The 13007-nt window shown below is 63.5% G+C and carries 10 protein-coding genes; 6 read left to right on the forward strand and 4 right to left on the reverse strand.

All coding sequences use genetic code 11. The features are described 5' to 3' along the window. The first annotated feature begins 72 nt into the window (after positions 1-72). Together tal and VGL01_RS18375 are read left to right on the forward strand one after the other, a co-directional pair. A complete protein-coding gene (gene tal, locus VGL01_RS18370; RefSeq protein WP_331571814.1) occupies positions 73-1026 on the forward strand; it encodes a transaldolase in 954 nt (317 codons plus the stop codon). 59 nt (positions 1027-1085) lie between these two features. Further along, positions 1086-1517: a VOC family protein gene (locus VGL01_RS18375; protein WP_331571816.1), complete on the forward strand. Its 432-nt coding sequence runs from the start codon at positions 1086-1088 to the stop codon at positions 1515-1517. A gap of 52 nt (positions 1518-1569) precedes the next feature. Here the strand turns inward: VGL01_RS18375 and VGL01_RS18380 are convergent, their stop codons facing one another. The 4 genes from VGL01_RS18380 to VGL01_RS18395 all read right to left on the reverse strand — a co-directional run bounded on the left by VGL01_RS18380 (position 1570) and on the right by VGL01_RS18395 (position 5620). Then, entirely contained in the window at positions 1570-2679 is a 1110-nt protein-coding gene (locus VGL01_RS18380) for an FUSC family protein (protein WP_331571818.1), read from the reverse strand. 59 nt (positions 2680-2738) lie between these two features. Further along, positions 2739-4289, reverse strand: a complete 1551-nt coding sequence (mctP, locus tag VGL01_RS18385; protein WP_331571820.1) for a monocarboxylate uptake permease MctP — start codon at positions 4287-4289, stop codon at positions 2739-2741. After that, the gene (locus tag VGL01_RS18390) at positions 4286-4528 is read right to left on the reverse strand and encodes a DUF3311 domain-containing protein (protein WP_173256500.1); all 243 of its coding nucleotides are present in this window, start codon (positions 4526-4528) and stop codon (positions 4286-4288) included. The genes mctP and VGL01_RS18390 overlap by 4 nt, the downstream gene beginning before the upstream one ends. A gap of 168 nt (positions 4529-4696) precedes the next feature. Next, positions 4697-5620, reverse strand: coding sequence for a spermidine synthase (locus VGL01_RS18395; RefSeq protein WP_331571822.1), 924 nt, complete (start codon positions 5618-5620; stop codon positions 4697-4699). A gap of 240 nt (positions 5621-5860) precedes the next feature. Between VGL01_RS18395 and VGL01_RS18400 the strand changes: the two genes are divergently transcribed. The 4 genes from VGL01_RS18400 to VGL01_RS18415 all read left to right on the forward strand — a co-directional run bounded on the left by VGL01_RS18400 (position 5861) and on the right by VGL01_RS18415 (position 13006). Continuing rightward, on the forward strand, positions 5861-7966 hold the full coding sequence (locus VGL01_RS18400; protein ID WP_331571824.1) for a hypothetical protein: 2106 nt from the start codon (positions 5861-5863) through the stop codon (positions 7964-7966). 80 nt (positions 7967-8046) lie between these two features. Continuing rightward, positions 8047-9267 carry an MFS transporter gene (locus VGL01_RS18405; protein ID WP_331571826.1) on the forward strand — a complete coding sequence of 407 codons (1221 nt, stop codon included), beginning with the start codon at positions 8047-8049 and terminating at the stop codon, positions 9265-9267. Between the two features lie 162 nt (positions 9268-9429). Further along, positions 9430-10539 carry an aromatic ring-hydroxylating dioxygenase subunit alpha gene (locus VGL01_RS18410; protein WP_331571828.1) on the forward strand — a complete coding sequence of 370 codons (1110 nt, stop codon included), beginning with the start codon at positions 9430-9432 and terminating at the stop codon, positions 10537-10539. An 88-nt stretch (positions 10540-10627) separates the two neighbouring features. Next, a complete protein-coding gene (locus tag VGL01_RS18415; protein WP_331571868.1) occupies positions 10628-13006 on the forward strand; it encodes a penicillin acylase family protein in 2379 nt (792 codons plus the stop codon). Position 13007 lies beyond the last annotated feature (1 nt).

Consider the following 13007-nt stretch of genomic DNA (forward strand, 5'->3'; position numbering starts at 1 on the left):
GTCGGCGCGCCGGACGCGGTGCCCGACCCTTTCACCGTCTTCCAGCACGGGCTACGGGCCCGCTCATCCGCCATGACCACTGCCCTCGACCAACTGAAGCAATACACGATCGTCGTCGCCGACACGGGCGATTTCCAGCAGTTCGTGCAGTACAAGCCGCGCGACGCGACCACGAACCCGTCGCTGGTGCTCAAGGCCGTGCAAAAAGACGCCTACAAGCCGCTGCTCGAAAAAACCGTGCGCGATCACGCCGACAGGCCGGCCAAGGCTATCATCGACAATCTGCTCATCGCGTTCGGAACCGAGATCCTCAAGATCATTCCCGGGCGCGTATCGACGGAAGTCGATGCCCGGCTCTCGTTCGACACGCAGGCTTCGATCGACAAAGCCCACGAGCTCATCGCACTGTACAAGGCCGCCGGCGTCGACCGCGAGCGCGTCCTGATCAAGCTCGCTTCGACCTGGGAAGGCGTGCGCGCGGCCGAGGCGCTGCAAAAAGAAGGCGTGAACTGCAACATGACGCTGCTCTTTTCGCCCGTGCAGGCAGCGGCCTCCGCCGAGGCCGGGGCGAAGCTGATCTCGCCGTTCGTCGGTCGCATCTACGACTGGTACAAGAAACAAGCCGGCAGCGACTGGAACGAAGCGACGATGGGCGGCGCCAACGATCCGGGCGTTCAATCGGTGCGGCGCATCTATGCTTATTACAAGAAGTTCGGCTTTCCGACGGAAGTCATGGGCGCGAGCTTTCGCACGACGAGCCAGATCCTCGAACTCGCGGGCTGCGACCTGTTGACGATCAGCCCGGATCTGCTGCAAAAACTGCAGGACAGCAAGGAGCCGGTCGAGCGCAAGCTTTCGCCGCAAATGGAAACTGACTCGTCCATCGAGCGTATCGCGGTTGACGAGCCGTCGTTCCGCTTTCAGCTCAACGACGACGCGATGGCGACCGAAAAGCTCGCCGAAGGCATCCGTGTCTTCGCAGCCGACGCGATCAAGCTCGAAAAGCTGATCGAGACGCTGCGCTGAAGGTCGGCCGCGCGACAGGCCGGAGTTGCCCCCACCGAACATCACCCAAGGAGACGATCATGCAGGTCCAGAGCTATCTCTTCTTTTATGGTCGCTGCGAGGAGGCACTCGCCTTCTACCGGGACAAGCTGGGCGCCGAAGTGCTGTTCATGTTGCGCAACAACGAGGCCCCCGGCGCCGATGCGGCTCAGGGAGAACACGGCGATCAGATCATGCACACGAGTTTCCGGGTCGGCGAGGCGGTGCTGATGGCAAGCGACGGCCACCCCGGTCAGCAGCCCGAGTCCCACACGGGGTTCAGCCTGTCGCTTTCGCTAGACGACCCGGCCGAAGCGAAGGCGCGCTTCGATGCGCTGGCCGAAGGCGGCCAAATCAGGCTCGAATGGCAACCGACTTTCTTTGCCAATGGCTTCGGCATGGTGACCGATAAGTTCGGGATCCCGTGGATGGTCATGGCGGCAAAGACGATGACCGAACGCGCGGCGGCCTGACGCTCCCACCCGGCAGCGGCCAGCGGCGCCGCGTCCGGAGATAGGCAGCGGGTCAGCGCTGAGCCACCACAGCGGATCGCCGCTCGATATTCCAGTGGCTCTCGGTGCGCGCGAGCAGCACGCGTAGTTCGTCCACCTGCGCGGCGAAGCGCTCGGCGAGCCACTGCGGGCCGTTTAGCGCTTCGGAACCGCTCACCACGATAGGCAACGCGTCGGGCGGCCAGGCGCCGGTGACCGGCAGCCACTTCCGGGTATTCGAGCCGAAACGCAACGCGCGGGCGATCGCGATCAGCGTCGTGCGGACCGCGTAAATATTGGGGGTGCGCCGATCGTCGCGGGCGGTCGTTGCCGCGCCGCGCGGCTCGGCGCGCATCGCCGTCGCCATCATTTCCAGTGCGCTCAAAATCGAACGGTGCAGCCGCTGGATCGACTCGAGCTCCTTGAGCGGCACATCGATCTCCTTGGCCACCGACGGCATGAGCGAGCGCAGCTTGACGAGCCGCTGCCCCAGCGCGGCGAACGCGGCTAGCTGCTCGCCCGGATCGACAGGCACACCCGTAACGACACGCGTGTAAAGACGCGCGCATTCGCGCAGATTGCGCGCCAGCAGATAGCGCCACGAGTAAGTCGCGTAAAGCGGCAGCGCGAACGAGAACGCGAGCGCGACGGCGATGCCGATCAACACGTTGAGCGTGCGCCACAGGCCAGTATCGATGGTGCTCTCGCCATGACCGGCGACGATGCAGATCGTGATCGCCGCCAGAAGCGCGATATAGCCGGGCCGTCCGATCGCGAAATAGCCGCAGATGCCGGCCGCGAGCGACATGAGCACATACATGAGCGGCATCGAGCCGATCACGTGCAACTGAACCAGCAACAACAGGCCGACGCCGGCCCCAAGCACGGTGCCCAGCGCGCGTTCGACCGCACGCTTGCGGATGTTGCCGTGATGCTGAAGCCCGCCGATCACGACGAGCACGGTTACTGACGCCCAGATCCCGTTCGGGATATGAATGCCTGTCGTGACGAGAATGGAGGCGAGCATCGCCAGCCCCACGCGCACCGCGTGCAGAGCACGCGCATAGCGATAGCGGTAGTACGGGGACGAGACGGCGCGCGCGAGGCGCGCGACGAGCGTGCGCGGACGGAGGTGAGTGAGCATGGCGCCACATTGTAGCGCCGCGCGCACCGCTCACCTCTGCGGTGCGCGCGGGATCGTGCTCAGCTTTCGATGGCGTCGAGGTAGTCTTCGGGACGCGTGCGGTCTTCGGCGAGGCTCATCCCAATCGCGCGAACGATGACGCTCACGACCACGGCGACGACGACATTCGCGATCAGCGACCAGAGTGCGGCGTAGCCGGGAATCGCCATGCCGCCCAGGTGCAGCGTGAAGATCGAGCTCTTGAGGCTCTGCGAGGCCGCCATCCAGGTACCGATGCCGATGCCGACTGCCCAGCCCGCCAGCAGGCCCCGGTGGTCGAGCTTACGCGTGTAAAGGCCGAGCACGATGGCCGGCAGCGTCTGGATGATCCAGATTCCGCCGAGCAGCTGCAGCTGGATCGCGTAAGTCAACGGCAAGCCCAGGATGAATGCCACGGCGCCGACCTTCACGATCAGCGAAACCAGCTTCGCGACATTCGTCTCCTGCTCGTGCGTCATGTTGCGGTTGACGAACTCGCGGTGGATGTTGCGCGTGTACAGATTGGCGGCCGCAATCGACATGATCGCGGCCGGCACGAGCGCCCCGATGCCGATTGCCGCGAACGCGACACCGACGAACCACGACGGGAAGAAATGCAGGAAGAGCGCCGGCACCGCGAAGTTCGGGCCAAAAGCCTTGAAGTAAGGCGCGAATTCCGGCATGTCCTTCACGCCCGATGCCAGTGCCATGAAGCCCAGCAGCGCGAGCAGCCCGAGCACGAGCGAGTACGCCGGCAGCATCGCCATGTTGCGGCGAATCGTGTTGCCGGAGGACGACGACAGAATCGCCGTGATCGAGTGCGGATACAGAAAGAGCGCGAGCGCCGAACCGACCGCGAGCGAGGCGTAGGCACTGTAGCCGTTCAAGCTTGCGGTATCCGGTGCCTTGAGCAGCAGTTTCGCCGGAGGCACAGCGCTGAAGATGTGGGAGAAGCCCCCCAACTGCATCGGAATCACCACGATGGCTACCGCGATCGTGATGTAGATCAGCAAATCCTTCACGACGGCGATCATTGCGGGCGCGCGCAAGCCAGACGTGTACGTATAGGCTGCGAGGATCGCGAATGCGATGATGAGCGGCAGATCGCCCACGAAGCCCGACGTATTGAAGCCGAGCGCACCGATCACGACTTCGATGCCGACGAGCTGCAGCGCGATGTAGGGCATCGTCGCGAGAATGCCGGTCACCGCGATGGCGAGCGCCAGCATCCGGCTGCCGTAGCGCGCACTCACGAAGTCGGCCGAGGTCACGTAGCCGTGGCGCTTCGCGACGGCCCAGAGCTTCGGGAACACGACGAAGGCGAACGGATAGATGAGAATCGTATAGGGCAGCGCAAAAAAGCCCATCGCGCCGGCGCCGAACACGAGCGCCGGGACGGCGACGAACGTATAGGCCGTATAGAGATCGCCGCCCAGCAGGAACCAGGTGACGATCGTGCCGAAGCGCCGGCCGCCCAGGCCCCACTCCTCGAGATGAGCGAGGTCGCCGCGACGCCAGTTCGCGGCGAAGAAACCGAGAATCGTGACACCGACGAAAAATAGAACGAAGACGATAGTTGCGGTGGCGTTCATCGCGCGCCCCCGTTTCCGGCGCTCGCCTTGGAGATATTCTTGGTTTTCAGATAAACGAAGGCCGTGATGACAGCGCTCACGAGCACCCAGAAGAGCTGATACCAGTAAAAGAACGGGAAACCCCACAGCTGCGGGTCGACCTTGTTGTACGACGGCACCCAGATCATGGCGATCCAGGGGATGACTAACAGCCAGAGCCAGTGTTTGGCGGCTCGATTGGCGTCGGCATTGTGAGCCATGACGTCTCCTCTTTTACTCTTTATCGAAGCTGCTACCCGTATCGTGACCGGTCCGCCTCCCCCGCGGGTGCGTTCCCGGGCATCTTATAAAGCTTCGCAAGAGTATAGGAGCGCCGCGCAGCCGGTCAAGCGGGGAGGACCCTGGCAAGCGAGCGCCCCGCCACGGGCTCAGATGGAGAAGACGGGCGTGCGCTCCGGCTGGACGGCTTCGAGCGCGCCCACCCACTTGCGCGCCGGCAGGCCCAGCTTGTCTTCGATCAGCCGGGCACGCGATTTGAGCGCCGTGAACGGCACGGCGAGCTCCGGCCCCGAGAAAGCGAGCACGATGCGGTTACCTTCGTGGACCTCGGGCAAAGCGACGATGCGGCCGTCGAAGGCAGCCTTCAAGTGCTTCATGTTGCGCACGAAGCTCGGATGATCGCCAAAGAGGTTGATCGTCGCCATGCCGGCGTTCGTCAGGCAGGCCCGCACGGCGCGATAGAACGCCACACTGTCGAGCACCGGACCGCGGGCCGTCGCGTCGTAAAGATCGATTTGCATGACGCCGACGTCGCCGCGGTTCGCACGATCGTTGACGAAATCCCAGGCATCGGCTTCATGAACCGAGAGGCGGGCATCGTCGGACGGCAGCGCGAACATCGTGCGGGCCGCAACAACGACGGCGGGATTCAGTTCGACCGCGTCGACGCGCGCCCGCGGCAAGAAGCGATAGGCGAATTTCGTGAGCGCGCCGGTACCGAGGCCGAGCTGGACGATGCGCTTCGGCGTTTCGAGAAAAAGCAGCCACGCCATCATCTGCTGCGCGTATTCGAGCTCGATGTGATCGGGCTTTCGGATACGCATTGCGCCTTGCACCCACTCAGTACCGAAATGCAGATAACGGACGCCGCCCTCTTCCGAGAACGTAACGGGGGCGAATCGCGGTTTGCGCGGCACGTCGATGCGCGGGGCGTCGTCGAGTGCGGCCGCGCGGCGCGCCGCGGCACGCTTGCCATTGATGCTCGCGCTTTCGCGTTCGAGACGGGATGAACGGGCGGATTTGCCACGGAAAGCGCGCGCCTCGGCCGAAGCGCGCTTGATGAGATCGGTCATGGATGATGTCGCGCGACACGCGCGCCGGGTTGAATCGGACGAGAGGATAGCATCGCGCGCCATTCAAGCCGGGCAACCGCGCGCCGCCGGTGTTCGCCCTCTTCTCCGCCGTTTCGCCGCAGGCATAGGGCAGCGGGCGCGGCGGTTCGTATTCTCGAAGACTTTTTTCGCGGCGGCATGCTCAGCGGCGGCGCTTATGGCGGGGCTATCCGTTCGCGTTTTCCAAGGAGGCTTGCTTGTATGTTGAAGTCCATCGCGTCATCCAGCCCAGCATCTGAGCCGTCCTCGCCCGAGCATATCGCGATCGATATCGACCCGCCGAACCCCGGCTCGCGCACCGACAGGCGCCTCGTCGACTCGCCGCTCGCGCCGTTCGCATCGAGCAGCCCCGCCGACGGAGCGGGTGTCTCGACGACGGCGCCGAGAAGCGCCACCACGGCGAAACTGCAAGGCCTGCACACAGGTGGCTCGCAGGACGAGATTGCGTCGGATGGAAGTCGAGGCAACGCCAGCTCGCGATCCTCGCAAGCCTCTTCGCGCGACGATATCGCGATCGATATCGAGCAGTTGGCCGCCGCCCACGGAATCGACAAGGCGCACGTGCTCGGCGAAACGTTGCCATCGGTGGCCGACCTGCGGCTGCCGAGCGTGATGGGCGGGACTGTCGCACGCGGCAGCGACGCCAAGCTGCGATCCAACGATCGTTTCGTCAACGCGGTGCTGAAATTCGTCGATGCCAAGTTCCCCGGTGAACTCGATCAGCTGGACTTGCCCAAGGGAACGAGACTTTCGCTGCCGCTCGAGAAATCGATCCTGCTCAACGCGCGTCGGTTCGAGCAAGGCTGCAAAGTCCAGCACATCGATGTGCCCGGCGCCGAAGAGCCGCTGTCCGTAGATATCGACCTGTCCACCTACAGCGCCCGACAGGCGATCAAAAAAGGCCCGAGCGGCTTTGCCGACGGTGCCCGTCTGAACCTCGATGCCCGCCAACTGCGAAGCGGATCCCAACATAGCGGCGAAGCATCGATGTCTGGCCGCGCCGCAAGCGATGGACGTTCAGCCGATCTGCATCCTTTCGAATTCCTCAAAGGCACGAAGTACGAGGTCGAGACCGATCATCCCGGGCTGAAGGCCTTGATCGAAAAGGCGCTCAGCGACGAAGACCCCGCTACGCTCGAACTTCGTGCGCGCCTCGGCGCGCATTCGATCAACACCGTGCTCAATCAGAAGACCCTCGACTGGAAACTTCTTGCCGCGATGGCGCTGAGCCTCGGAGGCAGCACACTCATCGCCTATCTGCTGGACGTGAAAGCGGTCTCGGCGATGGTCAAGAAGGTGGGCAAGAAGCTAGGCAAGGACAGCACGGCGACGCGCTTCGTCGAAGCATTCGCGTCTTCCACCGTTCCCTCTCCGGCGGAGTTCTCCGACTCGATGTTCGTCAAGCGAATCATCGAGCGGTTCCGAGGCAACAGCTTGCTGCCGGAATCGATGGAGGAGGTCAAGGACGATGTAAAAGACTCCGCCGTTTCCGGCTTGATCGCCGCGATCGGATCGATTCCGTCGAACCTCGTGCAGGTCACCCGCAAGAGCGGAGCGATCGCCGGCAACGTCGTCACCAATGTGCTCGCCACGGCCACCTCCGCGGCGATGGCGCCGATGGAGGTGGCCAAAGCGCGGGAACAGATGATCGCCGCTGTCATTCAACAGCGCTCGGCCGGCTTTTTCCCCGCACCCGAGGCGAGCGGTGCGTCTTCGTCGGACGTCACGCCGGCTCGGGCGCTGGTCAAGGAAGTCGGGCACGAGATTCAGGGAGCGTTCGAAGTGACTCGCGGTGTCGGGGACACGATCAACTCGATGGGCATCGGTCAGGTACTGAGTCTGGCAGCCTTCGCTCCAGTGACCGCGCTGGCGCGCGCGCACCTGATCTCGGAGATGATGCAAAAGGTCGCAATGATCGCGGTGAATACGCCAACCGAGGTTCTGAGCCTTGGCACCGGTATTTTGACGGGCAAGTACCTTGGCGGTCTGGGCGGATTAATGACGACGGATCAGGAGAAAAACCGCCGCATCGCCGAGCTGATCGTCAACAAGACGATCGAGCGGCTGCACAACGCCACGGCTGGCAATGGCGATGCCACGGTCCAGATCAGCGAGGCAGAGTTGCGTGCGATCGAACATCCTCCGCTGGAGCTGACGTTTCCGGTCGGCAACAGCATCGTGAATGCCATGAACGGCACGATCGACTTCTTTGCCGAGATCGCCGCCAAGGCCCGCGGCACGCCCCGCGAGCCGAGCCTCGCTGAGAAAGCGGCCCAGGCCGCCACGCGGGCGGCGCTGGAAGAATAAGCCATCGATGCTGTGCCGGCCGGCTCCCGCGGAACGAAGCTTGCTCCGTCAATGAAGCGTTCGAATCCGCGGGGAAAACGATGCACACGCGAACCTTGCACAAGGCGGCATTGAACGGCCGGACATCGCTCGTCGCGGTTTCGGTACTACTCGGCGCGCTGTATGCGGGCAGCACGATCGTCACGCCGCTCTATCCGCTCTATCAGCACGCGTTCGGCCTGTCCGAACTGTCGATCACGCTCGTGTATGCCACTTACGTGGTCGGCAATCTGGCTGCACTGTTCGTGTTCGGACGGATCTCGGACCAGGCCGGTCGCCGGCCCGTCAGCTTGACCGTGCTGGCGGTGAGCGGTGTCAGCGCACTGCTGTTCCTCTTTGCCTTCCACCCGGCTCTTCTGTTTCTCGGGCGTGCCGCAAGCGGCCTCGCAATCGGCGTGGGCGCGGCCACGGCGACGGCCTGGATCGCCGATCTGTACGGGGCCGCCGACAAGGCAAACGCGAGCCGTCTCGCTGCTGCCGTCAATCTGGCAGGACTTGCCGTCGGCGTGTCGGCAGCCGGGCTGCTCGCGCAATTCGCGCCTTGGCCGCTACATACGGTCTATGCGGTCTATCTGCTGGTGCTCGTCGTTACGGCCGTGCTCACCGCGCGAACCCGCGAGACGGTCGAATCTTCGGCGCACTCGGGCGGCGAGGTCTCCTACAAGCCTCGGATTGGGATCCCCCCGGAGTCCCGGTCGGCGTTTGTTCCCCCTGCCGTCACGGCATTCGCGACGCTTGCGTTGCTCGGCTTTTATGCCGCGCTTTTGCCGAATCTGCTGGCCAACAGCATGCACGAACACAGTCCCGCGTTGAGCGGGGCGGTTGTCGCCGAAATCTTCGTCGTCGGTGCGGCGACGGTCGCGCTCGCGCCGATGCTGGCTTCGCGCACCACCATGTTCATCGGTTTGTGGCTGCTGCCGCCTAGCCTCGCGTTGCTGTTGTGGGCACAGTTCGCCGGATCGATGGTGCTGTTGATATCGGCGACGGCGCTATGCGGAATCGCATCGGCCTTCGGGTTTCGGGGAAGCCTGCAGGAGGCCAACCGGATCGCGCCCCCCGAACGCCGCGCGGAACTGCTGTCCGCCTACCTGCTGTGCTGCTACAGCGGCAACTCGCTGCCGGCGGTCGGCGTCGCGGTACTCGCACGCTTCGTCGGGCGCCTATGGGCGGATGTCGTCTTCGCGGCCATTTTGGTCGTGCTTGCGTTCAGCGCATTGGCCATCGGCTTGCGCCACGCGCGCCGGTCGGACCGAGCGCGTTGACAGCCTCATTGCCGCCCGATGGCGGCCCCGCGTCGGTGCGGCGATAGGACGAGATTTCGGTCAATTCATCCAAGTTCGCGTAAACTGCGCCCAATGCCCGTTCGCCATCGCATTGCTCTTGGCGATGCCCGGAGGCTCCCCTTATGGAAGGAGGTGTCACGCATGCATGCAGTGCCTTTGCAGGATGGCAGTGCGATCGAACCGCCGGTAACCGCTCCGGTGCGCGATCTGCGCCGTGTCCCGATCCATCCCGATCACTGGTATCCGCTCGCGTGGTCGAGCGAACTGAAGCGAGGTAAAACACTCGGGGTGCGGTTCGCGGGCGATCCGATCGTCCTGGCACGCACGAAATCCGGCACGCTGTTCGCGCTCGAAGATCGTTGTGCGCATCGGCAAGTTCCGCTGCATGCGGGCGTGGTGGACGGCGAGTCCATCCGCTGCGGATATCACGGTTGGACCTACGACTGCACGGGCCGCTGCGTTGACGTGCCGTATCTCGGGCGCGAGCGGCTGCCCAACGGTGTACGCGCCTATCCTTGCCGCGAGGCACACGGCCTGATCTTCGTGTTTCCCGGCGATGCCGCGCTGGCTGACGAACGGCCGCTGCCCGAGCTGACGTCCGCGGCGGACAAAGCGTACAAAACGCGCCGCTTCGGCCGCGAGGTGAAGTGCCACTACTCGTTCATGCATGAAAACCTGATGGATATGAATCATCAGTTTCTGCACCGGCGGCAGATGGGGCAGATGCGCGCGCGCTCGTTGGGTCGCCGTCGCGGCGACGACTGGGTGGAAGTGGACTACACGTTTGCGCGCATGGAAGGCAAACAGCCCGTGGGCGAAGCGCTCGTGTTCGGCGCCAGCAAGAAAGAGAGCGAGCGCAATCACAAGGACGTGATGACGGTACGCACGCTCTATCCGTACCAAACGCTGCAGATACGCTCGGGCGACGGTACGTTGGTGATGGATCTGTGGATCGTCTATGTGCCGCTGGATGCGGCGCAGCGCACCAATCGAACGTTTGGCGTGCTTTCGATTCGCAAGCCCGGCATTCCGTTTGCGTTGGATCTGGCGTGGCCGCTGCTCGTCTGGTTCACGGAGCGCATTTTCAAGGAAGACCGCTGGATCGTCGAGCGCGAACAAGAAGCGCATGACATGCAAGGCGCCGACTGGAATCACGAGGTGTTTCCCGTCATCAACGAGTTGCGGGATCTGCTGCGCAATTGCGGCGGGCCGACGGTGATTCCCATTCGGCAAGTCAGCGATGGCGGTTGATGCGTCGCCGATCGAGTATTCCTCGCTTCCCGAAGAAGAAAAGCAAGTGTCGGTAAGGTCCGCTCTAACGAGCGCTTTTGCCGTTGCGATGTTCGGCGCATTGCCCGTCCAGCACGCCTATGCCGATGTCGCCCCCGACGAGACGATTGCCGTCGAGGGCCTGGTCCATCCCGCGGATATCCTCATCGATAAATGGGGCGTACCGCATATCTTCGCGGACAACGAGCGGGACGCATTCTTTGTACAAGGCTTCAATGCCGCACGCGATCGCTTGTTCCAGATCGATCTCTGGCGCCGCCGCGGACTCGGCAAACTGGCGGAAGTCTTCGGCCCCGCATACGTCGAGCAAGACGAAGCAACGCGCCTTTTCCTCTATCGCGGCGACATGTCCGCTGAATGGAAGCGCTACGGACCCGACGCAAAGCCTGTCGCAACGCGGTTCGCGGCGGGCGTCAACGCGTACATCGCCTGGCTGGCCGCACATCCCGATCGCTTGCCCTATGAGTTTCGCAAAGTCGGCTACTGGCCCGCGAAGTGGAACCCGGAAGACATCGTACGCATTCGCAGTCACGGCCTCACACGTAACGTAAAGAGCGAAGTCGCACGCGCAAAGGTCGCCTGCAAGAGCTCGCTCGCCGACGATTCCGTTCGCTTCGGTTTGCAGCCTCCCTGGCAAACGCAAATACCCGAAGGACTCGATCCCTGTCTGCCGGACGACGTCCTGAAGGTCTTTACACTGGCGACGCAGAGCGTGCGCATCACGCAGGAGTCTCTCGAGAGCGCCGATGCGTCCACAACGACTATAGCGGCAGCCGACAATCCGGAAGAAGTCGCCGAAGGCAGCAATAACTGGGTGATTGCACCCAGCAAATCGACAACAGGCCGCGCGATCATGGCCAACGATCCGCATCGCGCCTATGCGGCGCCGAGCCTGCGTTATATCCAACAGATCAGCACGCCGACGCTCGACATCATCGGCGGCGGCGAACCCTCGGCGCCGGGCATTTCGATCGGACACAACGGCTCGATCGCGTATGGCCTCACGATCTTCAACATCGATCAGGAAGACCTATACGTCTACCGGCTAAACCCTGCGAACCTGCACGAATACCGCTACCGAGGCCATTGGGAGCCGATGCATATCGTGCACGAGAAGATCGCCGTGCGGGGGGACGTGCCTGTCGATGCCGAACTGGCGTTCACGCGCCACGGTCCGGTCATCTATACCGAGCGCGCAAAAAATCGAGCATTCGCGGTCCGCACGGCGTGGCTGCAACCGGGCATGTCGCCGTATTTCGATTCGATGCGCTATATGCGCGCCAAGAACTTCGCTCAATTCAAACGCGCTCTCGCGACCTGGGGTGCGCCCACGGTGAACCAGGTGTATGCGGACACGCACGGCCACATCGGCTGGGTGCCGAGCGGACTCGCGCCGAAGCGCCCGAACTGGGACGGCCTCATGCCGGTGCCGGGCGACGGCCGCTACGAATGGGCCGGCTTCTGGCGGCGCGATCAAATGCCTTCTGATTACGACCCGCGCAGCGGTTATTTCACCACCTCCAATGAGATGAACCTGCCCGCCGATTTCCCATACGGCGAGCGCAAACTCGGCTTCGAATGGACCAACGGATCGCGCCATCAGCGCATTGACGAAGTGCTGCGGTCGTTGCCGAAGGTATCGATCGAAGACAGCGAGCGACTGCAAAACGATATCGAATCGATTCCCGCGCGCAGGCTCGTCGCACTGCTGGCGCCGCTGTCGAGCGACGACCCTTCCACGCGCGCCGCGCTGTCCATGCTCAAAGGCTGGGACGCACAAATGCGCGCGGAGTCGGCACAAGCGGCACTGGAAGAAGTATGGCTGAGCCGGCACCTCGGCCGCGCGTTCAAACGGGCCGTGCTGCCGCAATCGGCCGCCGCTGCGTTCGGCCCACCGGACACGGCTGTGATGCTCGATTCTCTCGAGCATCCGCAAGCACGTTTTGGCGAGCACGCGCAGGCCAAGCGCGACGCGCTTCTCCTCGCGAGTCTGCGCGCCGCATATGAGGAAATGGTGCGCCTGCAAGGCTCGAATCCCGACGCATGGCAATGGGGGAAGCTTCAGACTAACCTCAATGCACATCCGTTCGCCGATCTCGTCGACGATGAGACCCGCGCCAAGCTCGATGTGGGCCCCATCGCAAAAGGCGGCAGCGCGTACACACCCAACCAGTCGACGTATCGCGCGAGCGATTTCCAGCAGACCAACGGTCCGTCGTTTCGGGTGATCGTCGATGTGGGCAACTGGGACAACTCCCGGGCGATGAACCTGCCCGGCGAGTCCGGCGATCCCGACAATCCGCATTATCGCGATCTGACTCGAATGTGGCTGAACGGCGAGTACTTTCCGTTGCTCTATACGCGCGCCGCCGTCGAACAAGCGACTGAGAAACGCATTCATCTGCTGCCGGCGACTCGGACACCCTGAG

It is taken from the genome of Trinickia sp. (assembly GCF_036503415.1).
Taxonomy (GTDB): Bacteria; Pseudomonadota; Gammaproteobacteria; order Burkholderiales; family Burkholderiaceae; genus Trinickia.